This window comes from Streptomyces sp. NRRL WC-3626 (assembly GCF_000718785.1).
Taxonomy (GTDB): Bacteria; Actinomycetota; Actinomycetes; order Streptomycetales; family Streptomycetaceae; genus Streptomyces; species Streptomyces edwardsiae.
In genome coordinates, this window is sequence record NZ_JOCA01000012.1 from 23,792 (window position 1) to 46,584 (window position 22,793).

The 22,793-nt window shown below is 70.8% G+C and carries 20 protein-coding genes; 3 read left to right on the plus strand and 17 right to left on the minus strand.

Annotated features, from left to right (window positions below; all coding sequences use genetic code 11):
- Positions 1 to 2: 2 nt before the first annotated feature.
- The 12 genes from nuoK to IF28_RS0119650 form a co-directional block, all read right to left on the minus strand.
- On the minus strand, positions 3 to 302 hold the full coding sequence (gene nuoK, locus IF28_RS0119595) for an NADH-quinone oxidoreductase subunit NuoK (protein ID WP_030221872.1): 300 nt from the start codon (positions 300 to 302) through the stop codon (positions 3 to 5).
- Entirely contained in the window at positions 299 to 1,156 is an 858-nt protein-coding gene (locus IF28_RS0119600) for an NADH-quinone oxidoreductase subunit J (protein WP_030221876.1), read from the minus strand. Before IF28_RS0119600 ends, nuoK begins: the two co-directional genes overlap by 4 nt.
- Complete coding sequence (nuoI, locus tag IF28_RS0119605) at positions 1,153 to 1,794, minus strand: NADH-quinone oxidoreductase subunit NuoI (protein WP_030221880.1); 642 nt, start codon at positions 1,792 to 1,794, stop codon at positions 1,153 to 1,155. Before nuoI ends, IF28_RS0119600 begins: the two co-directional genes overlap by 4 nt.
- Positions 1,787 to 3,163, minus strand: coding sequence for an NADH-quinone oxidoreductase subunit NuoH (nuoH, locus tag IF28_RS0119610; RefSeq protein WP_030221883.1), 1,377 nt, complete (start codon positions 3,161 to 3,163; stop codon positions 1,787 to 1,789). Before nuoH ends, nuoI begins: the two co-directional genes overlap by 8 nt.
- Positions 3,160 to 5,664, minus strand: a complete 2,505-nt coding sequence (locus tag IF28_RS0119615; protein ID WP_030221886.1) for an NADH-quinone oxidoreductase subunit G — start codon at positions 5,662 to 5,664, stop codon at positions 3,160 to 3,162. Before IF28_RS0119615 ends, nuoH begins: the two co-directional genes overlap by 4 nt.
- Complete coding sequence (gene nuoF / locus IF28_RS0119620) at positions 5,661 to 7,007, minus strand: NADH-quinone oxidoreductase subunit NuoF (RefSeq protein ID WP_030221888.1); 1,347 nt, start codon at positions 7,005 to 7,007, stop codon at positions 5,661 to 5,663. Before nuoF ends, IF28_RS0119615 begins: the two co-directional genes overlap by 4 nt.
- Entirely contained in the window at positions 7,007 to 7,867 is an 861-nt protein-coding gene (nuoE, locus tag IF28_RS0119625; RefSeq protein WP_030221890.1) for an NADH-quinone oxidoreductase subunit NuoE, read from the minus strand. The genes nuoF and nuoE overlap by 1 nt, the downstream gene beginning before the upstream one ends.
- Positions 7,864 to 9,186: an NADH-quinone oxidoreductase subunit D gene (locus IF28_RS0119630; RefSeq protein ID WP_030221893.1), complete on the minus strand. Its 1,323-nt coding sequence runs from the start codon at positions 9,184 to 9,186 to the stop codon at positions 7,864 to 7,866. Before IF28_RS0119630 ends, nuoE begins: the two co-directional genes overlap by 4 nt.
- On the minus strand, positions 9,183 to 9,959 hold the full coding sequence (locus IF28_RS0119635) for an NADH-quinone oxidoreductase subunit C (RefSeq protein ID WP_030221894.1): 777 nt from the start codon (positions 9,957 to 9,959) through the stop codon (positions 9,183 to 9,185). The genes IF28_RS0119630 and IF28_RS0119635 overlap by 4 nt, the downstream gene beginning before the upstream one ends.
- Positions 9,956 to 10,510, minus strand: a complete 555-nt coding sequence (locus IF28_RS0119640) for a NuoB/complex I 20 kDa subunit family protein (protein ID WP_030221896.1) — start codon at positions 10,508 to 10,510, stop codon at positions 9,956 to 9,958. The genes IF28_RS0119635 and IF28_RS0119640 overlap by 4 nt, the downstream gene beginning before the upstream one ends.
- 13 nt (positions 10,511 to 10,523) lie before the next feature.
- Positions 10,524 to 10,883, minus strand: a complete 360-nt coding sequence (locus IF28_RS0119645; RefSeq protein WP_003974383.1) for an NADH-quinone oxidoreductase subunit A — start codon at positions 10,881 to 10,883, stop codon at positions 10,524 to 10,526.
- Between the two features lie 533 nt (positions 10,884 to 11,416).
- On the minus strand, positions 11,417 to 13,633 hold the full coding sequence (locus IF28_RS0119650) for an MMPL family transporter (RefSeq protein ID WP_063829335.1): 2,217 nt from the start codon (positions 13,631 to 13,633) through the stop codon (positions 11,417 to 11,419).
- 442 nt (positions 13,634 to 14,075) lie between these two features.
- Here IF28_RS0119650 and IF28_RS0119655 point away from each other — a divergent pair, with 442 nt between their 5' ends.
- Complete coding sequence (locus IF28_RS0119655) at positions 14,076 to 14,909, plus strand: C40 family peptidase (protein WP_030221900.1); 834 nt, start codon at positions 14,076 to 14,078, stop codon at positions 14,907 to 14,909.
- A gap of 260 nt (positions 14,910 to 15,169) precedes the next feature.
- Here IF28_RS0119655 and IF28_RS0119660 read toward each other — a convergent pair whose 3' ends face one another.
- Positions 15,170 to 16,849 (minus strand): hypothetical protein, encoded by a 1,680-nt coding sequence (locus IF28_RS0119660; protein ID WP_030221903.1) that lies wholly within the window; start codon positions 16,847 to 16,849, stop codon positions 15,170 to 15,172.
- Between the two features lie 125 nt (positions 16,850 to 16,974).
- Positions 16,975 to 18,258 (minus strand): geranylgeranyl reductase family protein, encoded by a 1,284-nt coding sequence (locus tag IF28_RS0119665; RefSeq protein WP_030221904.1) that lies wholly within the window; start codon positions 18,256 to 18,258, stop codon positions 16,975 to 16,977.
- A 97-nt stretch (positions 18,259 to 18,355) separates the two neighbouring features.
- On the opposite strand from IF28_RS0119665, the gene IF28_RS0119670 reads away from it, so the two are divergent.
- Entirely contained in the window at positions 18,356 to 18,862 is a 507-nt protein-coding gene (locus tag IF28_RS0119670; protein WP_030221907.1) for a GNAT family N-acetyltransferase, read from the plus strand.
- A gap of 112 nt (positions 18,863 to 18,974) precedes the next feature.
- On the plus strand, positions 18,975 to 19,316 hold the full coding sequence (locus IF28_RS0119675) for a PASTA domain-containing protein (protein ID WP_078621264.1): 342 nt from the start codon (positions 18,975 to 18,977) through the stop codon (positions 19,314 to 19,316).
- Here IF28_RS0119675 and IF28_RS0119680 read toward each other — a convergent pair.
- The 3 genes from IF28_RS0119680 to IF28_RS36440 form a co-directional block, all read right to left on the minus strand.
- Positions 19,303 to 19,998, minus strand: a complete 696-nt coding sequence (locus IF28_RS0119680; RefSeq protein WP_030221913.1) for a demethylmenaquinone methyltransferase — start codon at positions 19,996 to 19,998, stop codon at positions 19,303 to 19,305. The two genes, IF28_RS0119675 and IF28_RS0119680, sit on opposite strands and share 14 nt — an antisense overlap.
- A gap of 68 nt (positions 19,999 to 20,066) precedes the next feature.
- Positions 20,067 to 22,274, minus strand: a complete 2,208-nt coding sequence (locus IF28_RS0119685; protein ID WP_030221916.1) for a bifunctional polysaccharide deacetylase/glycosyltransferase family 2 protein — start codon at positions 22,272 to 22,274, stop codon at positions 20,067 to 20,069.
- Positions 22,271 to 22,621 carry a hypothetical protein gene (locus IF28_RS36440; protein ID WP_051713794.1) on the minus strand — a complete coding sequence of 117 codons (351 nt, stop codon included), beginning with the start codon at positions 22,619 to 22,621 and terminating at the stop codon, positions 22,271 to 22,273. Before IF28_RS36440 ends, IF28_RS0119685 begins: the two co-directional genes overlap by 4 nt.
- Positions 22,622 to 22,793 lie beyond the last annotated feature (172 nt).

Consider the following 22,793-nt stretch of genomic DNA (forward strand, 5'->3'; position numbering starts at 1 on the left):
CCTCACAGCTTCATCAGGCTGGCGTCGTCGACCGAGGCCGAGTGGCGGGAACGGAACAGGGACACGATGATCGCCAGCCCGACCACGACCTCCGCGGCGGCGACGACCATCGTGAAGAACGCGATGACCTGCCCGTCGAGGTTGCCGTGCATCCGGGAGAAGGCGACGAACGCGAGATTGCAGGCGTTGAGCATCAGCTCGACGCACATGAACAGGACGATCGCGTTGCGCCTGATCAGTACGCCGGTGGCGCCGATCGTGAACAGCAGCGCGGCCAGGTACAGATAGTTCACGGGGTTCACTTCGACGCCTCCTCGGCCCGCTTGAAGGTCGGCGCGTCGATCGCGGTGCGCTCCAGCCGCTCCTCGGCGCGCTGCTCGATCGCCCGCAGGTCGTTGATCGCCTCGTGCGACACATCACGGATCTGGCCGCGCTCCCGCAGCGTCTTGCTGACGGTGAGGTCCGACGTGGTGCCGTCGGGCAGCAGGCCCGCGATGTCCACGGCGTTGTGCCGGGCGTACACACCGGGCGCCGGCAGCGGCGGCAGGTACTTGCCCTCGCGCACGCGCTGCTCGGCCAGTTCCCGCTGGGTCCTGGCGCGTTCGGTGCGCTCGCGGTGGGTGAGCACCATGGCGCCGACGGCGGCCGTGATGAGCAGGGCGCCGGTGATCTCGAAGGCGAAGACGTACCGGGTGAACAGGAGCGTCGCGAGACCCTCCACATTGCCGCCCGCGTTCGCCTCGCCGATGCCGTTGAACTCGCTGAGCGAGGCGTTCCCGATCCCGCCGACCAGCAGGGCGCCGAAGCCGAGCCCGCACAGCAGGGCCAGCCAGCGCTGGCCCTTGACGGTCTCCTTGAGGGAGTCCGCCGCGGTGACGCCGACCAGCATCACCACGAACAGGAACAGCATCATGATCGCGCCGGTGTAGACGACGATCTGCACGACGCCCAGGAAGTAGGCGCCGTTGGCCAGGTAGAACACCGCCAGGATGATCATGGTGCCGGCGAGGCAGAGCGCGCTGTGCACGGCCCGCCGCATGAAGACGGTGCACAGGGCGCCGATCACCGCGATCGTGCCGAGCACCCAGAACTGGAAGGCCTCTCCGGTGGAGGTGCCGGCGGAGAGGGTCGCCGCGGCGGCGAGCTGCGCGGTCATCGCCCGACCACCTTCCCCGACGCCGGCTCCTCGGGACCGAAGGTCGAGTCGGCCTCCTGCACGACCTCACCCTCAAAGTGGGCCGCCTGCTGCTCCGTGCCGGGCGCGGCCTCGGTCACCAGGCCCCGGTAGTAGTCCTGTTCGTCGGTGCCCGGGTACATGGCGTGCGGCGAGTCGACCATGCCCTCCTCCAGACCGGCGAGCAGCTGCTCCTTGGTGTAGATGAGGTTGGCGCGGCTGGAGTCCGCCAGTTCGAACTCGTTGGTCATCGTCAGCGCCCGGGTGGGGCACGCCTCGATGCACAGCCCGCACAGGATGCAGCGGGCGTAGTTGATCTGGTAGACGCGGCCGTACCGCTCGCCGGGCGAGTAGCGCTCCTCGTCCGTGTTGTCCGCGCCCTCGACGTAGATCGCGTCGGCGGGGCAGGCCCAGGCGCACAGCTCGCAGCCGACGCACTTCTCCAGGCCGTCCGGATGGCGGTTGAGCTGGTGCCGTCCGTGGAAACGCGGAGCGGTGGTCTTCGGCTGCTCCGGGTACTGCTCGGTCAGCCGCTTCTTGAACATGGCCGTGAAGGTCACGCCGAAGCCGGCCACGGGGTTCAGGAAACCGGGCTTGGTGTCCTTGGGTTCCTCAGCCATCGGACGCCTCCTTTCCATCCGTGGACCCGCCCACAGATCCGTCACTCTGAGTATCGGGTGCACCACTGACAATCAGTTCCCGCTCACGGCGCGGACGGCGTCGCGGCACCGGCGGCACCTCCTGTCCCGGCAGCGGCGGTACGGGGAATCCGCCGCCCATGGGGTCGAAGGCGGGCGGGCCCTCGGCGGGCTGTTCCGCCTGCTTCTCCTTGCCGCGGAACAGGTCCGCGACGAAGGACAGCAGCAGGAGGGCGAGGACGGCACCGCCGATGTAGAGCGCGATGTCGGTGAAGTCGTAGCCCTCGTTGCGCAGTGCCCGCACGCTGGCGACGAGCATCAGCCACACCAGGGACACCGGGATGAGGACCTTCCAGCCGAGCTTCATCAGCTGGTCGTAGCGCACGCGCGGGAGCGTGCCGCGCAGCCAGACGAAGCCGAACAGCAGGCTCACGAGCTTGCCGGTGAACCAGAGCATCGGCCACCAGCCGTGGTTCGCGCCCTCCCAGAAGGTGCTGATGGGCCACGGGGCCCGCCAGCCTCCCAGGAAGAACGTCACGGCGACGGCCGACACGGTCACCATGTTGATGTACTCGGCGAGCATGAACATCGCGAACTTGATGGACGAGTACTCGGTGTTGAAGCCGCCGACGAGGTCGCCCTCGGACTCCGGCATGTCGAAGGGGGCGCGGTTGGTCTCACCGACCATCGTCACGATGTAGATGAGGAAGGACACCGGCAGCAGCAGGATGTACCAGCGGTCGGTCTGCTGTTCCACGATCGTCGACGTCGACATCGACCCCGAGTACAGGAACACGGAGGCGAACGCGGCGCCCATGGCGATCTCGTACGAGATCATCTGCGCGCACGAGCGCAGACCGCCCAGCAGCGGATAGGTGGAGCCGGAGCTCCAGCCCGCGAGGACGATGCCGTAGATGCCGACCGAGGCGACCGCGAGGATGTACAGGGCCGCGATCGGCAGGTCGGTGAGCTGCATCGTGGTGCGGTGGCCGAAGATCGAGATCTCGTTGCCGGCCGGCCCGAAGGGGATCACCGCGATCGCCATGAAGGCCGGAACGGCCGCGACGACCGGCGCGAGGATGTACACCGCCTTGTCGGCGCGCTTGACGACGAGATCTTCCTTGAGCATCAGCTTGATGCCGTCGGCGAGCGACTGGAGCATGCCCCAGGGGCCGTGCCGGTTGGGGCCGACGCGCAGCTGCATCCAGGCGACGACCTTGCGCTCCATGACGATGGAGATCAGCACGGTCACCATCAGGAACGCGAAGCAGAACACCGCCTTGAGGACCACCAGCCACCAGGGGTCGGTGCCGAACATCGAGAGATCTTCGGCGGCGAGGTACGGACTCATGCCTCCACCTCCTCGGGGGCCTCGTCGGCGAGCGTCGCCGGGCCGATACGGACGAGCGAGCCGGGCAGGGCCCCGGTGCCGGAGGCGACGCCGCCGCCGACGGAGTTCAGCGGCAGCCACACCACACGGTCGGGCATCTCGGTGACCGCCAGCGGCAGCCGGACCGTCCCGGCGGTGCCGGTCACCGCGAGCAGGTCGCCCTCCTTGACGCCGGCCTCGGCGGCCGTGGCCGCCGACACCCGCGCGCGGGCGGCGTGCCGGGTGCCGGCGAGCGCCTCGTCGCCGACCTGCAGAAGGCCTTCGTCGAGCAGCAGCCGGTGTCCGGCGAGCACCGCCTCCCCGGCGGCGGGCCGGGGCAGCGCGCTCGCGGTCTCCAGCGGGTCGCTCGCGGCGGGGCCGTCCCAGGCGCCGAGCCGGTCGAGCTCCGCGCGGACGGTGCGCAGATCCGGCAGCCCCAGATGGATGTCCATGGCGTCGGCCAGCATCTGCAGCACACGCGCGTCGGTGGGCGGAAGCCGCCGGGTCATCTGGTCGGGCTTGAGCGCCGCCTCGAAGAGGCGGACCCTGCCTTCCCAGTTGAGGAAGGTGCCGGCCTTCTCGGGGACCGCGGCGACGGGCAGCACCACGTCGGCCAGTGCGGTGACCTCGCCGGGCCGCAGTTCGAGGGAGACCACGAACCCGGCCTCGGCGAGCGCGGCACGCGCGCGTGCCGGGTCGGGCAGGTCGGCGACCTCCACGCCCGCGACCAGCAGCGCCTGCAGCTCACCGCGCGCGGCCGCCTCGACGATCTGAGCGGTGTCGCGCCCGTAGCGGGTCGGCAGTTCGGCCACGCCCCACAGGGCGGCGACCTCCGCGCGTGCGCGCGGGTCGGTCGCCGGGCGGCCGCCCGGCAGCAGCGCCGGCAGCGCGCCCGCCTCGACGGCGCCCCGCTCACCGGCCCGGCGCGGGATCCACACCAGCCGGGCGCCGGTCGCGGCGGCGAACCGGACGGCGGCGGTGAGACCACCCCGTACGGCGGCCAGCCGCTCGCCGACGACGATGACCGCGCCGTCGCCGCGCAGGGCCTCGGCGGCCCCGGCCCCGTCGCCCTCCAGGCCGACGCCGCTCGCGAGCGCGTCCAGCCACTCGGTCTCGGTGCCGGGGGCCGCCGGCAGCAGGGTGCCGCCGGCCTTCTCCAGCCCGCGCGTGGCGTGGGTCGCGAGGGCGAACGTCTTCTGCCCGTGCCGCCGCCAGGCCTTGCGCAGCCGCAGGAAGACGCCGGGCGCCTCCTCCTCCGACTCGAACCCGACCAGCAGGACCGCGGGCGCCTCCTCCAGGGAGGTGTACGTGACACCCGTGCCGTCGAGATCACGGCCGCGTCCGGCGACCCGCGCGGCGAGGAAGTCGGCCTCCTCGGCGCTGTGCACGCGCGCGCGGAAGTCGATGTCGTTGGTGTCGAGCGCCACCCGCGCGAACTTGCTGTACGCGTAGGCGTCCTCGACGGTGAGCCGGCCGCCGGTCAGCACACCGGTGCGGCCCCGCGAGGCCAGCAGCCCCTGGGCCGCGATCTGCAGCGCGTCCGGCCAGGAGGCGGGCTCCAGCTCACCCTCCGGGTTGCGCACCAGCGGTGTGGTGAGGCGGTCCCGCTGCTGTGCGTACCGGAAGCCGAAGCGTCCCTTGTCGCACATCCACTCCTCGTTGACCTCGGGGTCGTCGGCGGCGAGCCGCCGCATGACCTTGCCGCGCCGGTGGTCGGTGCGGGTGGCGCAGCCGCCGGAGCAGTGCTCGCACACGGACGGCGAGGAGATCAGGTCGAAGGGGCGGGAGCGGAACCGGTACGCCGCCGAGGTGAGCGCGCCGACCGGGCAGATCTGGATGGTGTTGCCGGAGAAGTACGACTCGAACGGGTCGCCCTCGCCGGTGCCGACCTGCTGCAGCGCGCCCCGCTCGATCAGCTCGATCATCGGGTCGCCCGCGACCTGGTTGGAGAACCGGGTGCAGCGGGCGCACAGCACGCACCGCTCACGGTCGAGCAGCACCTGGGTGGAGATCGCGACGGGCTTCTCGTAGGTGCGCTTCTTGCCGTCGAAGCGGGAGTCGGCCTGGCCGTGCGACATCGCCTGGTTCTGCAGGGGGCACTCGCCGCCCTTGTCGCAGACGGGGCAGTCCAGCGGGTGGTTGATGAGCAGCAGCTCCATCACACCCTTCTGGGCCTTCTCCGCGACCGGCGAGGAGAGCTGCGTCTTCACCACCATCCCGTCGGTGCAGGTGATGGTGCAGGACGCCATGGGCTTGCGCTGGCCCTCGACCTCGACGATGCACTGCCGGCAGGCGCCGGCCGGGTCGAGGAGCGGGTGGTCGCAGAACCGGGGGATCTCGATGCCGAGCCGCTCGGCGGCCCGGATGACCAGGGTGCCCTTGGGCACGCTGATCTCGGCGCCGTCGATGGTCAGCGACACGAGGTCCTCCGGCGGGACCGCCGCCTCTCCCCCGCCGGAGGGAGCGTTGGTGGTCACAGTCATGCGTGCACCTCCGTACGGTCGGCCCAGGCCGTGGACTTGGCCGGGTCGAAGGGGCAGCCCCGGCCCGTGATGTGCTCCTCGTACTCCGCGCGGAAGTACTTCAGGGAGGAGAAGATCGGCGCGGCGGCGCCGTCGCCGAGGGCGCAGAAGGCCTTGCCGTTGATGTTGTCGGCGATGTCGTTGAGCTTGTCGAGGTCGGACATCCGTCCCTTGCCGGCCTCGATGTCACGCATCAGCTGGACCAGCCAGTACGTGCCCTCGCGGCAGGGGGTGCACTTGCCGCAGGACTCGTGGGCGTAGAACTCGGTCCAGCGGGTGACGGCGCGCACGACGCAGGTCGTCTCGTCGAAGCACTGCAGGGCCTTGGTGCCCAGCATGGAACCCGCGGCGCCCACTCCTTCGTAGTCGAGGGGGACGTCGAGGTGTTCGTCGGTGAACATCGGCGTCGAGGAACCGCCGGGGGTCCAGAACTTCAGCCGGTGGCCCGGGCGCATTCCGCCGCTCATCTCCAGCAGCTGGCGCAGCGTGATGCCGAGCGGCGCCTCGTACTGGCCGGGGGTGGCGACATGGCCGCTGAGGGAGTAGAGCGTGAAGCCCGCGGACTTCTCGCTTCCCATCGAGCGGAACCAGTCCTTGCCCCGGTTCATGATGGCGGGAACCGACGCGATCGACTCGACGTTGTTCACCACGGTCGGGCAGGCGTAGAGGCCCGCGACGGCGGGGAAGGGCGGACGGAGCCGCGGCTGGCCCCGGCGTCCTTCGAGCGAGTCGAGCAGCGCGGTCTCCTCACCGCAGATGTACGCGCCCGCGCCCGCGTGCACGGTGAGCTGGAGGTCGAGTCCGCTGCCCAGGGCGTTCTCGCCGAGGAGGCCGGCCGCGTAGGCCTCGCGCACCGCCTCGTGCAGCCGCCGCAGTACGGGGACGACCTCACCCCGCAGATAGATGAACGCGTGGGACGACCTGATGGCGTGGCACGCGATGACGATGCCCTCGATGAGGCTGTGCGGGTTCGCGAAGAGGAGCGGAATGTCCTTGCACGTCCCGGGTTCCGACTCGTCGGCGTTGACCACCAGGTAATGGGGCTTTCCATCGCCCTGGGGAATGAACTGCCACTTCATTCCCGTCGGGAATCCGGCGCCGCCGCGTCCGCGCAGTCCGGATTCCTTGACGTACGCGATGACGTCGTCCGGGGACATGGCGAGCGCCTTGCGGAGCCCCTCGTATCCCCCGTGGCGCCGGTAGACGTCCAGCGTCCAGGACTCGTCCTCGTCCCAGAAGGCGGACAGTACGGGTGCGAGCAGCTTCTCCGGGCTCATGTCCTTGAGTTCGGGTGCCAAGGTCATCACTCCCCCTCCTCGGCGGCGGGACCCGACGGGTGGGAAGGGTCGGAGGCCGATGTGTCCTGCGGCGCGTCGTGCGAGCTGAGGTGCTCCGAGGGCGACGGCTCGTGCGGCGGGGTGTCCCGGGGCGCCTCACCGCGCGGGTGCACCACACGCGCGGGCGCGGCCTCGCCCTTGGCCAGCTTCAGGCCGACCAGGGAGGCGGGTCCCGCGCTGCCGGTGGCCTCGACCGCTCCCTCGCGCGTGTCGGGGAAGCCGGCCAGGATGCGGGCGGTCTCCTTGAAGGTGCACAGGGGCGCCCCGCGCGTGGGCGACACCTCGCGGCCGGCCCGCAGGTCGTCGACCATGCGCTTGGCGCTCTCGGGGGTCTGGTTGTCGAAGAACTCCCAGTTCACCATCACCACGGGCGCGAAGTCGCAGGCCGCGTTGCACTCGATGTGCTCCAGGGTGACCTTGCCGTCGCCGGTGGTCTCGCCGTTGCCGACGCCGAGGTGCTCCTGGAGCTCCTCGAAGATCGCGTCGCCGCCCATGACGGCGCACAGGGTGTTGGTGCACACCCCGACCTGGTAGTCACCGCTCGGCCGGCGCCGGTACATGGAGTAGAAGGTGGCGACCGCGGTCACCTCCGCGGTGGTCAGGTCCAGCGTCTCCGCGCAGAACCGCATCCCGGTGCGCGTGACATGGCCCTCCTCGGACTGCACGAGGTGCAGCAGCGGCAGAAGGGCGGAGCGGGAGTCCGGGTAGCGGGCGATGACCTCGCGCGCGTCGGCCTCCAGCCGGGCCCGTACGTCGTCGGGGTAGGCGGGCGCGGGCAGTTCGGGCATGCCCAGGCTGACGCCGTGGTCCGAAGAAGAGGTGGTCACCGGTCGACGCCTCCCATCACGGGGTCGATGGACGCGACGGCGACGATGACGTCGGCGACCTGGCCGCCCTCGCACATCGCCGCCATGGCCTGCAGGTTGGTGAAGGACGGGTCGCGGAAGTGGACCCGGTAGGGGCGGGTGCCGCCGTCGGAGACGACATGCACCCCGAGTTCGCCCTTGGGCGACTCGACCGCCGTGTACGCCTGTCCCGGCGGGACCCGGAATCCCTCGGTGACCAGCTTGAAGTGGTGGATCAGGGCTTCCATGGAGGTGCCCATGATGTTCTTGATGTGGTCGAGGGAGTTGCCCAGTCCGTCCGGTCCCAGGGCGAGCTGGGCGGGCCAGGCGATCTTCTTGTCGGCGACCATGACCGGTCCGGGCTGCAGCCGGTCCAGGCACTGCTCGACGATGCGCAGCGACTGGCGCATCTCCTCCAGCCGGATCAGGAACCGGCCGTAGGAGTCGCAGGTGTCGGCGGTCGGGATGTCGAAGTCGTAGGTCTCGTATCCGCAGTACGGCTGGGCCTTGCGCAGGTCGTGCGGGAGGCCGGTGGAGCGCAGGATCGGGCCGGTGGCACCGAGGGCCATGCAGCCGGCCAGGTCGAGGTAACCGACGTCCTGCATACGGGCCTTGAAGATGGGGTTCCCGGTGGCGAGCTTGTCGTACTCCGGGAGGTTCTTCCGCATCTTCTTCACGAACTCGCGGATCTGGTCCACCGCGCCGGGCGGCAGGTCCTGGGCGAGTCCGCCGGGCCGGATGTACGCGTGGTTCATCCGCAGGCCGGTGATCAGCTCGTAGATGTCGAGAATGAGTTCACGATCACGGAATCCGTAGATCATGATCGTGGTGGCGCCGAGCTCCATGCCGCCGGTGGCGATGCACACCAGGTGGGAGGAGAGCCGGTTCAGCTCCATCAGGAGGACCCTGATGATGGTGGCCCGGTCCGGGATCTGGTCCTCGATCCCGAGGAGCTTCTCGACGCCCAGGCAGTACGCCGTCTCGTTGAAGAACGACGTCAGGTAGTCCATGCGCGTCACGAACGTGGTGCCCTGGGTCCACGTGCGGTACTCGAGGTTCTTCTCGATGCCGGTGTGCAGGTAGCCGATGCCGCAGCGGGCCTCGGTGACCGTCTCGCCGTCGATCTCCAGGATCAGCCGGAGCACTCCGTGGGTGGAGGGGTGCTGGGGACCCATGTTGACGACGATGCGCTCGTCGTCGGCGCGGGCGGCGGTCTGGACGACCTCGTCCCAGTCGCCGCCGGTGACCGTGTAGACGGTGCCTTCGGTCGTCTCCCTCGGGGAGGCGTGGGAAGTGCTCACGAGTACGACCTCCGCTGGTCCGGAGCCGGGATCTGGGCGCCCTTGTACTCGACGGGGATGCCGCCGAGGGGATAGTCCTTGCGCTGCGGATGGCCCGGCCAGTCGTCCGGCATCATGATCCGCGTGAGCGCCGGGTGGCCGTCGAAGACGATGCCGTAGAAGTCGTACGTCTCGCGCTCGTGCCAGTCGTTCGTCGGATAGACCGAGAACAGCGACGGGATGTGCGGGTCGCTGTCGGGGGCGCTGACCTCAAGGCGGATCAGCCGGTTGTGGGTGATCGAGCGCAGGTGGTAGACGGCGTGCAGTTCGCGGCCCTTGTCGTTCGGGTAGTGCACGCCGCTGACGCCGGTGCACAGCTCGAAGCGCAGGGCGGGGTCGTCGCGCAGGGTCCTCGCGACCCGGACCAGGTGCTCGCGCTCGATGTGGAAGGTGAGTTCGCCCCGGTCGACGACCGTCTTCTCGATGGCGTTCTCCGGGAGCAGGTCCTGCTCCTCCAGCGCGCCCTCCAGTTCGTCGGCGACCTCGTCGAAGTATCCATATGCGCCTCCGCCGCGTGGGCCGCCATAGGGGCGGGCCGCCGGTCCGGGGAGGCGGACGGAGCGGACGAGTCCGCCGTAACCGGAGGTGTCGCCGCCCTCGGTGGCGCCGAACATGCCGCGCTGGACGCGGATCTCCTCACCGCCCTGGCCGCGCTGGCCGGGGAGGTTCTCGGCGGAGAGGTCCTTCTCGGGGTTCACCCCGTCCGACCCGCCCGCGCCGTTCGCGTCACTCATCGCAGCAGCCCCTTCATCTCGATCGTGGGCAGGGCCTTGAGCGCCGCCTCCTCCGCCTCACGGGCCGCCTCCTCGGCGTTCACGCCGAGCTTGGAGTTCTGGATCTTCTCGTGGAGCTTGAGAATCGCGTCCAGCAGCATCTCGGGGCGGGGCGGGCAGCCGGGGAGATAGATGTCGACCGGGACGACATGGTCGACGCCCTGCACGATCGCGTAGTTGTTGAACATGCCGCCCGAGGAGGCGCAGACCCCCATGGAGATCACCCACTTGGGGTTCGGCATCTGGTCGTAGACCTGCCGCAGCACCGGTGCCATCTTCTGGCTGACCCGCCCCGCGACGATCATGAGGTCCGCCTGCCGCGGAGAGCCGCGGAAGACCTCCATGCCGAAGCGCGCCAGGTCGTAGCGGCCGGCGCCGGTGGTCATCATCTCGATGGCGCAGCAGGCGAGTCCGAACGTGGCCGGGAAGACGGACGACTTGCGCACCCAGCCCGCGGCCTGCTCGACGGTGGTCAGCAGGAATCCGCTCGGCAGCTTTTCTTCGAGTCCCATGAGTTAAGGCCCCTCAGTCCCATTCCAGGCCGCCGCGCCGCCATACGTACGCGTACGCGACGAAGACGGTGAGCACGAAGAGCAGCATCTCCACGAGCCCGAAAATCCCCAGGGCGTCGAAGGTGACGGCCCAGGGGTAGAGGAAGACGATCTCGATATCGAAAATGATGAAGAGCATCGCCGTCAGGTAGTACTTGATCGGGAAGCGCCCGCCGCCGGCCGGCGTGGGGGTCGGTTCGATACCGCACTCGTACGCCTCGAGCTTGGCGCGGTTGTACCGCTTCGGACCGATCAGCGTGGCCATGACCACGGAGAAGATCGCAAAGCCTGCCCCGAGGGCTCCCAGTACGAGGATGGGCGCATACGCGTTCACCGCTCCTCGCTCCTCTCAGTCGGCACTGACTGCTGGCGTTTGTGCAGTGGGCCCACCCGCCTCAACTGCCCCACGAACCACGCCCGCCCCGGCGAAGATCGAGAACATGTGAAGCAGGTCACAAGCCCAACCGCTCCGCATCCTATGCCCGCGAGTCTGTGATCTGCGACACGGGGTATTGCACAAGCTTTGTGATCTCCACCACCTGACGAACGATCATGAAGTCGGATGAGCGGTGATCTTCACACGCCAAGCATCCACGCGATCACCAATGGTGACATTTTGACTGGTCAGTGCAGCTCAGAGGGCTCGTCTCCATATCAAGAGGCTTCCCGCGCATGCAAATTGGTGTGGGACTCGATCTCTTGATAGAGGCCCGTTCACACATCAGGGGGACGCGGGGCGGGATGTGGACGTGTGCACGCGTTCACGAAGTCCCCCGCCGCCCGGCCGGTGATGAAGCGGAGCACCCCGGGGCCGGGGGCACCCGGGTGCGGTGCCCCCGGCCTCGGGGTGGCTGGTGGAGCCTTGCCTCAACTGCCCGTTGTGGTGGGGGACTTGACCGGGATCCGAAGGGTGGGACGGTCGGGGGTGCCGACGTCGCCGCCCTCGACGTCGAGGTGGGGCAGCAGGCGGTCCAGCCCGCGGGGCAGCGTCCAGGCCCGGTCGCCGAGGAGGGCCATGACCGCCGGGACCAGGGTCATACGGACCAGGAAGGCGTCCACGAGGACCCCGAAGGCCAGGGCGAAGGCGATCGGCATGATGTCAGCGTCGTGGGAGAAGAGGAAGCTGACGAACACCGAGATCATGATCAGCGCGGCGGCGGTGACCACACGGGCGGCGTTGCGCGCGCCGGCCACGACGGCGGCGCGGGCGTCGCGGTGGCGGACGTAGTCCTCCCGCATGGCGGAGACGAGGAACACCTCGTAGTCCATGGCCAGGCCGAAGAGGACGGCCATGACGATGATGGGCATGAAGCTCGCCACCGGTCCCTCAGCGCTGACGCCCAGCACGCCGGCCAGCCATCCCCACTGGAACACCGCGACGGTCGCGCCGAACGCCGCGCCGACGGAGAGCAGGAACCCGACGGTGGCCTTCACCGGGATGGCGACGGACCGGAAGGCGATCATCAGCAGCAGCAGGGAGAGGCCGACCACCACGACCGCGAAGGGCACGAGCGCGCCGCTGAGCCTGTCGGCGACGTCGACGCTGACGGCGGTGAGGCCGGTGACGGCGACGTGGCTGCCGGAGTCCGCGGCCAGCGGCGCCATCTCGGTGCGCAGGTGAGCCACCAGGGAACCGGTCTCGGCGGTGCGCGGCCCGGTGGTGGGGATGATCCGGACGCGTGCGGCCGTGCCGTCCTCGGCGATGTCGGCGTCGCCGACGTCCGCGATGCCCTCGACCCGGCCCAGCCTGTCGCCGACCGCGTCGGCGGTGGACCGGACGGCCGCCGGGTCGTCGTTCTCGACCAGGACCACCAGCGGACCGTTCACGCCGGGGCCGAAGGCGTCGCCGATCAGGTCGTAGGCCTGGCGGCTGGAGGTGCCTGCGGGGCTGTCGCCCTCGTCGGTGACGGCGAGCTGGAGCTGCAGGGCCGGCAGGGCGAGCGCGATGACGGCGACGGTCCCGACGACGAGGGTCCGCACGGGACGCCGCAGCACACCCTCGGTCCAGCGCACGCCCAGCGGCGTCCGGCCGCCGCGCGCCTTCCGGACGGTCCACCGCCCGGTCCGCGCACCGGCCTTGGGCGTGAGCCTGCGCCCGGCCATGCCGAGGAGGACGGGGAGCATGCCCAGCGCGAGGACGACGGCGACGGCGACGGCACCCGCGGACGCGAGCCCCATCGAGGTGAGCAGCGGCACCCCGGCCACCGACAGTCCGGCGAGCGCGATGACCACGGTGGCGCCGGCGAAGACCACCGCGCTGCCCGCGGTGGCGTTGGCCCGTGCCACGGACTCCACCACCGGTGTCCCGGCGGCCAGCTGACCGCGGTGACGGGACACGATGAACAGGGCGTAGTCGATACCGACCGCGAGCCCCAGCATGATCGCGAGCGTGGGCGCGTTGTCGCTCACCCCGAACACCGTGGCGGCGCCCGTCATGGCGGCCATCGTGCCCACGACACCGAGGACGGCGGTCAGCAGCGGCAGCCCCGCGGCGATCAGCGAACCGAACGTGATCACCAGGATGACCAGGGCGACGCCCAGCCCCGCCAGCTCGGACGGCCCGAACGGCGCGGTGGAGGGAGCGTAGGCGTCACCGCCGAAGATGGTCCTCATCCCCGCCCGCCCGGCCGGCTCCCCCGCGGCCTTCACCGCGTCCAGCGTGCCGGCGGGCACGTCCTCCTCGGCGGCGGCCGTGAACGTGACCTCCGCGACGGCGGTACGTCCGTCCTCCGACACCATGACGTCCTCGGCCGGGCCGCTCACCTCCCGTACGCCGCTCACGTCACCCATCGCCGTGAGGCTGGAGTCCAGGGCCTGCCGCAGCGCGGGTTCGGTCACCCGGTGGCCGGGCGGGGCCCGGAACACGATCCGCGCGGACTGCAGGTCCGGCGACGGGAAGTGCCGGTCCATCCTGGCGAGCGCCGTCTGCGCGGGCGACCCGGGGATGGAGCCGCTGTCCTCGAACTCACCGGCGAGCGAGAAGCCCAGCCCGGCCACCGCGCACAGCGCGACCAGCCATCCGACCAACATGGTGCGCCATCGCCGAGCGCCCAGTGCGCCCAGCCGGTACAAGTACGTAGCCATTCCCGGATCCCTCGTCAGCGGTCATCGACACGCCGATCCTTCTGCGCACGGTTGACGGTCCCTCCCCCCGCGACCTGAGGACTTCCTGACGGTCCCCGCACCGCGCCGTCAACCCGATGCCCGCCGTCGCCGGCGGGGCGCACGGGCCGGGATCGAATCCGGCCGTCGACCGGGGCGGCCGGGCGTCGCGGCCGACGCCGTGACACGGGTAAGCGTTCCGTGACCTCCGTCACATTCATGAGAGCCGCATGAGAGGAGGGATTGGCCAACCACTTCAACCGATGGTAAGTGCGGGGCAATTCGGGCGTAACGATGAAAGCGCGTGATCACGGGCCGATCACGGACGCCCGCAATGTCCGTTAGGGCGTCAATAAAGAGCGACACGCCCGGGAATTGACGCCCCGATTGAACAACTGTGGCGCAGCACACGTTTCTTGAAGATATGAAGCAGCCCCTGGTACCGGTTGTTCCCATGTCCCACACCGCTCACATACGCAGCCACCGGAAACCCCGCCGCACCGCGTCGTCCACGATGGCGATGCGTGCCGGAGTCGCCGGTGGTGTTCTCAGCACCCTGGCAGTGGCCGGGGCGTCCGGTTCGGCCAACGCGGCCGAGCCGGTGACGCAGACCCTCGAACTGCCCACCCTGACGGCCGACCTGGCCACCCAGGCCGCCCAGGCCGCGGACGCCACCCAGCAGGCGGCCGCGAACTACCAGCTGCAGGCCGAGCGTGACGCGGCCGCGGAGCAGGCCGCCAAGGAGGCCAAGGCGGACCTCGCCGTGGCCAAGAAGAAGGCCGAGGCGAAGAAGCAGGCCGCCGAGGAGGCCCGCAAGGCCGCCGCCGAGCGCGCCACCCGCAACGCCGAGCGCACCACCCTCACCACCACGGCGACGTCCACGACCGCCTCCGCGCCGGCCAGCGGCAGCGTCGCGTCGGTCATCGCCTTCCTCAGGGCGCAGGTGGGCGACGCCTACGTCATGGGCGCCTCGGGCCCCAACGCCTGGGACTGCTCCAGCCTGGTGCAGGCGGCGTTCAAGCAGGTCGGCGTCGACCTGCCGCGCGTCTCGCAGGACCAGTCGATGGCCGGCACCGACATCCCGCTGTCCAACGTCCAGGTGGGCGACATCCTGTACTGGGGCGGCAAGGGTTCCGCCTACCACGTGGGTGTCTACATCGGCAACGGCCAGTACCTGGACGCGGCCAACCCCTCCAAGGGTGTCGTCATCCAGGACCTGTCCGGCTACCCCGCGTCGGGTGCCGTGCGCGTGCTCTGAGCCGCGCCCCGTTACGGGCCGGAGGGCCGCTGCCGGTCGAAGGAGCGGAGCGGCCCTCCGCCGTACCCGCACACCACCCAAGATCGCCCGATTGCCCGAATCGTCCCCCGATTCGGGCCGGTTGACGTTGCCGCCGCGCGCCACCGCACCGCCGTACGGCCCCGCAGTGCCCCCTCACGCGCCCCGGCACACACGCGGGCGACCGGAGCCCGCCTTCCCGGCTCCGGCCGCCCACAACGCCGCTCACGGCTTCACACCGCTCAGGCGATGGCCCCGCCCGTCCGCGGTGCCCGGCGGCGCAGCAGCACGGTCGCACCCGCGCCGAGACCCAGCGCCAGCAGCGCCGCTCCGCCGATCAGCACGGTCCCGCCGGCTCCGGTGGACGCCAGACCGCCCTGGACGCCGCCACCGGACGTGCCGCCGGTACCGGAGCCCGGGGTGCCGCCCTGCCCGGGGCCGGGCGACGACGGCGACGGCGAAGGGGAGGCGGACGGCGTACCGCCGCCGTTCTGGCCCGTTCCGCCGTCCGTCGGCCCGTCCGGGCCGTTGAGGACGATCCAGGCCGAGTTGTTCGTGAGGTCCGACTCGGCCGGGTCGTGCGACTCCGGCAGCGCCACCCTGCCCCTGGCGTTCTCCACGACCCGGTCGACCCGCAGTTCGAACGGGTAGCCGAACTCGGCGTCCTCCAGCAGCGGGGTGCTCACGAAGCAGCGGTAGCCCTTCCCGCCGCCGTCGGGGAGGGTGATCTCCCGGCACTTCTGCGGGACCTTGGTGACGGTCGCCCCCTCGGGGGCCTGCACCGTGAAGGAGAAGGACTCGCCGCCGGAGCGCAGGGCGCTGATCCAGGCCGGCCCGTTGTTGCGGAAGCCGATCTCCGCCGTCACCGTCTCGCCGGCCGCGGCGTCCAGCGAGGCGCCGGTCAGCTCGAGGTCGTAGGTGTTCGTCAAGGGGAGGTCCAGTTCCGCGTACCGCGCGTAGTCCGCGGGGTCGGCGTCGGAGACCTGCTTCAGCGCCAGGTCCGCTCCGTTGCCCCGCCGGTAGTCCTTCGCCGCCAGGAGTCCGGCCGCCTCGTCCGGGGGCACGGCCGTGAAGGAGTAGGTGAAGATGTCGCGCAGCGCGAAGTCCGCGGTGTTCACCTTCAGCGGCTCGGCCGTCGTGTACGCCGCGCCGGCGGCGATGCCGTCCGGGAAGACGCAGACGACGTCGGTGCCCTGGTACAGCAGCGGGCCGGTGGTCACCTCGGAGTAGGCGCAGTTGCCGTAGGAGTCGGGGAAGATCACGCCGCGGGAGCCGTGGAACCGCAGCACCGCGCCCTCGGCGGGCATGTCACCGGCGTTGCGCAGACCCAGGGGCGCCTTGTAGGTCTCGCCCGCCCGGTAGTCCTCGGGCAGCGAGAGCTTGCGGTTCACGAACTCGGGCCCGCCGACGAGGACGTCGACGCTCAGCGGCGTGAACTCCAGGCCCTCGCCCGCACCGGTGACCTCGATGCTGCCGGAGTCCCCGGCCTCGCTGTCGTCGTCGATGTCGAGCCGGATGCCGCCGAGCCGGTTGTACTGCTGCCCGGCGTACAGCTCCGAGCCCGTGCAGGTGGCGACGAGACCGTCGACGTCGCAGGGGAGGTCCACCGAGGCGACGCCCTCCAGTGCGGTGGCGTCGATACGGATCGTGTACTCGCCGTTGAAGACGGCCGGGATGTCGCCGTCGCCCTCGTGCTCCTCCCCCGGGACGTCCAGCCGCAGGTCGACCTGCGGCTCCGTGGGGTCGCCGTTGCCGGACCCCAGCGACAGGTCGACCCGGTCCTCGCCGGTGATGGTCACGGGAAGGGGCTCGTCGGCCGCCCGGGCGGTGCCCGTGGCGGCACCGGCCGCGACCAGACTCGCGGCGGCCACCAGTCCCAGGGTTCTCAGCGGTCCGGGCCGCCGTTGTGCCTGTTCTGTCATGGAAGGCTCTTTCGTCGTACGGGACGTGCCTCACTGGTTACGTCCCGTACGACCCCGACCGCGGTCGAACAGTTGTCCGCGACCGGATCACGCAATGATCACGATCCGACGGCCCGTCAGGCCGCTCACGCCTTCGGCGCCACCTTGCTCAGACCGTTGATGATGCGGTCCATCGCGTCGCCGCCCGTCGGGTCGGTGAGGTTGGCGAGGAGCTTCAGGGTGAACCTCATCAGCATCGGGTGGGTCAGTCCGCGCTGGGCGGCGATCTGCATGACCTTGGGGTTGCCGATCAGCTTCACGAACGCCCGGCCGAGCGTGTAGTAGCCGCCGTAGGTGTCCTTCAGCACGCGCGGATAGCGCTGGAGGGCGATCTCCCGCTGCGACGGGGTGGCGCGGGCGTGGGCCTGGACGATGACGTCGGCGGCGAGCTGCCCGGACTCCATGGCGTAGGCGATGCCCTCGCCGTTGAACGGGTTCACCAGACCGCCCGCGTCACCGACGAGCAGCAGCCCGCGCGTGTAGTGCGGCTGGCGGTTGAAGGCCATGGGGAGGGCGGCGCCGCGGATCGGGCCGGTCATGTTGTCCGGGGTGTAGCCCCAGTCCTCCGGCATGGACGCGCACCACGCCTTGAGGACCTCGCGCCAGTCCAGCTCCTTGAAGGAGTCGGAGGTGTTGAGCACGCCGAGGCCGACGTTGCTCGTCCCGTCGCCCATGCCGAAGATCCAGCCGTAGCCGGGCAGCAGCCGGTCCTGCGCGCCCCGGCGGTCCCAGAGCTCCAGCCAGGACTCCAGGTAGTCGTCGTCGTGGCGCGGCGAGGTGAAGTACGTACGGACCGCGACGCCCATCGGCCGGTCCTCGCGGCGGTGCAGGCCCATCGCCAGGGACAGCCGGGTGGAGTTGCCGTCGGCGGCCACCACCAGCGGGGCGTGGAAGGTGACTTCCCGCTTCTCCTCGCCGAGCTTCGCCTTCACGCCGGTGATACGGCCGGTGCGGTCGTCGATGACGGGCGCCCCGACGTTGCAGCGCTCGTACAGCCGGGCGCCGGCCTTCTGGGCCTGCCGGGCCAGCTGTTCGTCGAAGTCGTCGCGCTTGCGGACGAGGCCGTAGTCCGGGAAGGAGGCGAGATCCGGCCAGTCCAGCTGGAGACGGACGCCGCCGCCGATGATGCGCAGGCCCTTGTTGCGCAGCCAGCCGGCCTCCTCGGAGATGTCGATGCCCATCGCGACGAGCTGCTTGGTGGCGCGCGGGGTGAGGCCGTCGCCGCACACCTTCTCGCGCGGGAACTCGGTCTTCTCCAGCAGGAGCACGTCGAGTCCGGACCGGGCCAGGTGGTAGGCGGTGGTGGAGCCGGCTGGCCCCGCGCCGACGACGATCACATCGGCGGTGCTTTCGGAGAGGGGCTCGGTCACGGCGGGATCTCCCCAAGTTCGAAATCTGCGTGCCGACCGGCACTGGACATGGGCAGTCTATTCAGCACGATTGATCACCCCGCTGAAGGGCTGCCCCGTGAACCGAGCTCTCCCCGCTGTACGGCTGCGCGTACCCACCCATGAGGACGCCTTCGCCTGGCACCGGATCTTCGCCGACCCGGACGTCATGGAGTTCCACGGCGGCGCCCCGGCGGAGCTGTCGGTGTACGAGGAGCTCACCGCCCGCCAGCGCCGGCACGACGCCGAGCACGGCTTCTGCCTGTGGAGCATGCTCGACGGGTCGGGGCAGGTCATCGGCTTCACCGGAGCCCAGCCGTGGGAGCGCGAGTGGGGTCCCACGGGGGAGATCGAGATCGGCTGGCGGCTCGCCCGCGAGCACTGGGGCAAGGGGTACGTCACCTCGGCGGCCCGGCAGACCCTGGAGCGGGTGACGGCGTCCGGTCTGAAGGGCGTGGTGGCGATGGTGGACTCCCGCAACGCCCGTTCCATAGCGGTGACCCGGCGGCTCGGCATGCGTCTCGCCGAGACGTTCACGCTCCCGCCCGACCCGCGGACGGCGCACTGCTACCGCCTCGACCTGTGATCCCGCATGGTCACTCTGCGTAGTCGATTGTCACGGAAAGCCATCTGAAGCTTCCGGCGGCCCGCTCCCGGGTCTACTCTGCCGGTACCGCTTGGGGGTGACGTCCGTGCGTATGACACCCAGGATCCCGACGCCCGACGTGCGCGTACCGCGCCTGGTCGGACTGATGGCCGTGGACGCGCGCGAGTCGGCCCGGGCACGGGGCCTGTCGGTGAACGCCCCGGACCGGGCGGACTTCCAGTTCGTCGTCGTCGACTACGTCGTACGGCAGTATCCGCAGCCCGGCACCGAGGTGCCGCGGGACTCCGTGGTCCACGTGTGGTTCGACTTCGGCGAGGGCGAGGGCGGCGGCGGGGTGCGCGAGCCGCGCGGACCGAAGCCGCCCCCCGGCGGGTTCCCGAGGGAACTGGACGAGCCCGCCCTGCCGCACCCGGTGGTGCTCAGCTCTCCTTGAAGCCCCGGTGCAGCGCCACCACACCGCCGGTGAGGTTCCGCCACGCCACCTTCGACCAGCCGGCGCCCTGCAGCCGTCCGGCCAGCGCGGGCTGGTCGGGCCAGTCGCGGATGGACTCGGCGAGATAGACGTAGGCGTCCGGGTTGGACGACACCGACCGGGCGACCGGCGGCAGCGCGCGCATCAGGTACTCGGTGTAGACGGTGCGGAACGGCGCCCACGTCGGATGCGAGAACTCGCAGATGACGATCCGCCCGCCGGGCCGGGTCACCCGGTGCATCTCGCGCAGCGCCGCGTCCGTGTCCTGCACGTTGCGCAGCCCGAAGGAGATGGTGACGGCGTCGAACACGTCGTCCCTGAACGGCAGCCGGGTCGCGTCGCCGGCCGTGTACGGCAGCCAGGTGTTGTTCCGCTTGCCGACCCGCAGCATGCCCTGGGAGAAGTCGCAGGGCACGACGTAGGCGCCGGCGCGGGCGAACGGCATCGACGACGTGCCCGTACCGGCCGCCAGGTCCAGGATCTTCTGCGCGGGCCGGGCGTCGACGGCCTTCGCGACCTCCTTGCGCCATCGCCGGTCCTGCCCGAGGGACAGCACGTCGTTCGTCAGGTCGTATCGTTCCGCGACGTCGTCGAACATCGAGGCGACTTCGTGCGGCTGCTTGTCCAGGGATGCGCGGGTCACGAGCCCATTCTTGCAGCCCGCCCCGCGGGCGGAAGCGTCGGCGTACGCCCCGCTCGCGGGCCGCCGCATCAGCCGCCGCTCCCCGACGGCATCCCGACCTCGCCGGTCCGCTTCAACTTCTGCCAGCGCAGCCGGCCGCCGGTCAGTGCGGTGACGCAGGAGTGGATGAGGACGAGGTACATCAGCTGCCGGTACGCGAGCTGCTGCAGCGGCATCATCAGCAGATACCGGCACTTCTCCCGGTCGAGCCGGAACGCGTAGGCCGCGCATCCCAGTTGCACACCGAGGACGGCGAGCCAGGCCAGCAGGGCGGCCCGGAAGTCGACGAACAGCATCGAGTACAGGGTGAACACGTCGATGAGCGGCGCGAACACCGGTGTGACGATCTGGAAGAGCACCACCAGCGGCATGCCGACCCGCCCGAACCGCCCCGACGGCCCCCTGTCCGTCAGGGACTTGCGGTGCTTCCACAGCGCCTGCATGGTGCCGTACGACCAGCGGTAGCGCTGCGACCACAGCTGGCGCGGCGAGCGGGGCGCCTCGGTCCACGCGCGCGCGTGCTCCTCGTAGACGACCCGCCATCCCGCGCGGTGCAGCGCGATGGTGATGTCGGTGTCCTCGGCGAGGGTGTCCTCGCTCATCCCGCCCGCCTGGAGGACCGCCTCGCGGCGGAACGCGCCGATCGCGCCGGGGATGGTCGGCATGCAGCGCAGCAGGTCGTACATGCGCCGGTCGAGGTTGAAGCCCATCACGTACTCGATGTGCTGCCAGGCGCCGATGAGCGTGGAGCGGTTGCCGACCTTGGCGTTGCCCGCGACGGCGCCCACCGACGGGTCGGCGAAGGGCTGCACCAGCCTGCCCACGGTGTCCGGTTCGAAGACGGTGTCGCCGTCCATCATCACGACGATGTCGTGCCGGGCGCTGCGGATGCCGTGGTTCAGTGCGGCCGGTTTGCCCGCGTTGGCCTGCCGGATCACCCGCACGTTCGGCAGGGCGAGCGCCTCGGCGAGTTCCGCCGTGCCGTCCGTGGAGCCGTCGTCGACGACGAGGATCTCGACCGGATGGGTGCTCGCGGCCAGCGAGCGCAGGGTGTTCCCGATGCACTCCTTCTCGTTGTACGCCGGGACGATCACGCTGACCGGCCGGGTGACCGGCGGCCCCCAGCCGAAGCGGCGTCCGTTGCGCTGCCGGTGATGGCGCCGCGCGAGGACGAGCATCAGCCCGAACCGGCCCAGGACGGCCACGCCCACGACCACCAGGCCCGCCGAGAGCGCGGGCACCGTCCACTCGGCGACGGTGACGGCCGCGACGAGCGCCCTGCCCTCGTAGAGGGTGGTGCCGGTGGCGGGGCGGTGGGAGGCCTGGAGCGGGTCGCCGGCGGCACGGGGTGCGCCGTCGGCACCGGCCATGGCGCCGCTGACGGTGGTGAAGGTGTAGCCCTTCGCTTTCATCTTCTCGATGTACCGCGGCAGCGCCTCGAGGGTCTGTGTGCGGTCGCCGCCGGAGTCGTGGAAGAGCACGGAGGCGCCTTCGCCGTCCTCCGGAGTGGCCCCCTCGACGATCTCCGAGACGCCCGGTTCCTTCCAGTCCTCGCTGTCGGTGTCGATGAAGACGCTGGTGTACCCGTCCTCGCCGAGCCGCTGGTAGACCTCCCAGCTGTAGTCGTCGACGGCGTCCGTCTTCGAGGAGTACGGCGCCCGGAACAGGGTGGTGGTGATCCCGGCCGCGCCCGCGAGTGCCAGCTGGGTCTGCTCCATCTCGCGGGTGACGCGGGAGGCGCTCTGGTACGACAGGTCGACGTGGGTGAAGGTGTGGACGCCGACCTCGTTGCCCTGGTCCACCAGGTCCCTCACGATGCCGGGGTGGCGCGCCACCATCGAGCCGACCACGAAGAACGTGCCGGGTACGTCGTACTCCTCCAGGATCTCCAGCACCCGGGGCGTCCAGGTGGGGTCCGGTCCGTCGTCGAAGGTGAGCGCGATCGTCCGCTCCGGGACGGAGACGGTCGTGGCCCGTCCGCCGGGGAAGGTGAGGATCGGGCCGCCGTCGAGGATGTCGTCGGGTACGCCAAAGGACGAGGCCCCGGCGCGGACCCGCTGGTCGTCGCCCACCTCGGCGCGCAGATAGCCGTCGAGGAGCAGTACGCAGGTCAGGGCGAGCAGGAGCAGCAGGGCGAGGAGCACGCGGGGCCGGTGCAGTGCGGCGGCCCGGCCTGCGGCGCGCTCGATGCGGGTGGGGGCGCGGCGCCGGCCGCGGGCGGGCGGGGCGGCGGTCATGAGGCGGCGGGGGTGGGGGCGCCGGCGGTGGCGGCCGGCGGTGCCGGGGGTGTGCCGGTCGGGGGTGTGCCGTCGCGTGGTCCCGCGCCGCCGCCGGGGCCCGCGCCGTCCTGGAACGGCAGCAGCGAGGCCGGGGTGACCGAGGTGCCGATGCCGAGGAAGGCCAGACCCAGCACGACCGCGTATCCGGCGCAGACGGTTCCCAGCAGGAGACCGATCCGGCGCAGCAGCCTGGCCCGGCGGCCTGAGGAGTCGACGAAGACGGGCCCCTCACCGGGTCCGTTACGGCGTTTGCGGCGACGGCCGCGCCCGGTGGCACGGCTTTCGATGGCGGGATCGGATTGCATGCCCGGACGGTAGAGGCCGTAATCTGCGGAAAACCTGGCATTTCCTGTGGGTCTTCCGTGAGAGAGCCGCCAACCTCGGCCTCCGCTGAGAATCTTCCGGAAACCGGGCGTACATCCGCAGGCGGGACACAGGCGTGTGTGTCACGTTGGGCGTTCGCTGAGAAAGTCGTAT

Excerpts from the sequence above, each read along its gene's own strand:
- IF28_RS0119660 (WP_030221903.1), bottom strand. The coding sequence starts at position 16,849 with ATGACAGAACAGGCACAACGGCGGCCCGGACCGCTGAGAACCCTGGGA.
- IF28_RS0119655 (WP_030221900.1), top strand. The coding sequence starts at position 14,076 with ATGAAGCAGCCCCTGGTACCGGTTGTTCCCATGTCCCACACCGCTCAC.
- IF28_RS0119650 (WP_063829335.1), bottom strand. The coding sequence starts at position 13,633 with ATGGCTACGTACTTGTACCGGCTGGGCGCACTGGGCGCTCGGCGATGG.
- IF28_RS0119685 (WP_030221916.1), bottom strand. The coding sequence starts at position 22,274 with ATGACCGCCGCCCCGCCCGCCCGCGGCCGGCGCCGCGCCCCCACCCGC.
- IF28_RS0119635 (WP_030221894.1), bottom strand. The coding sequence starts at position 9,959 with ATGAGTGACGCGAACGGCGCGGGCGGGTCGGACGGGGTGAACCCCGAG.
- IF28_RS0119675 (WP_078621264.1), top strand. The coding sequence starts at position 18,975 with ATGACACCCAGGATCCCGACGCCCGACGTGCGCGTACCGCGCCTGGTC.
- IF28_RS0119640 (WP_030221896.1), bottom strand. The coding sequence starts at position 10,510 with ATGGGACTCGAAGAAAAGCTGCCGAGCGGATTCCTGCTGACCACCGTC.
- nuoF (WP_030221888.1), bottom strand. The coding sequence starts at position 7,007 with ATGACCTTGGCACCCGAACTCAAGGACATGAGCCCGGAGAAGCTGCTC.
- IF28_RS0119600 (WP_030221876.1), bottom strand. The coding sequence starts at position 1,156 with ATGACCGCGCAGCTCGCCGCCGCGGCGACCCTCTCCGCCGGCACCTCC.
- IF28_RS0119615 (WP_030221886.1), bottom strand. The coding sequence starts at position 5,664 with ATGACTGTGACCACCAACGCTCCCTCCGGCGGGGGAGAGGCGGCGGTC.
- nuoI (WP_030221880.1), bottom strand. The coding sequence starts at position 1,794 with ATGGCTGAGGAACCCAAGGACACCAAGCCCGGTTTCCTGAACCCCGTG.
- IF28_RS36440 (WP_051713794.1), bottom strand. The coding sequence starts at position 22,621 with ATGCAATCCGATCCCGCCATCGAAAGCCGTGCCACCGGGCGCGGCCGT.
- nuoH (WP_030221883.1), bottom strand. The coding sequence starts at position 3,163 with ATGAGTCCGTACCTCGCCGCCGAAGATCTCTCGATGTTCGGCACCGAC.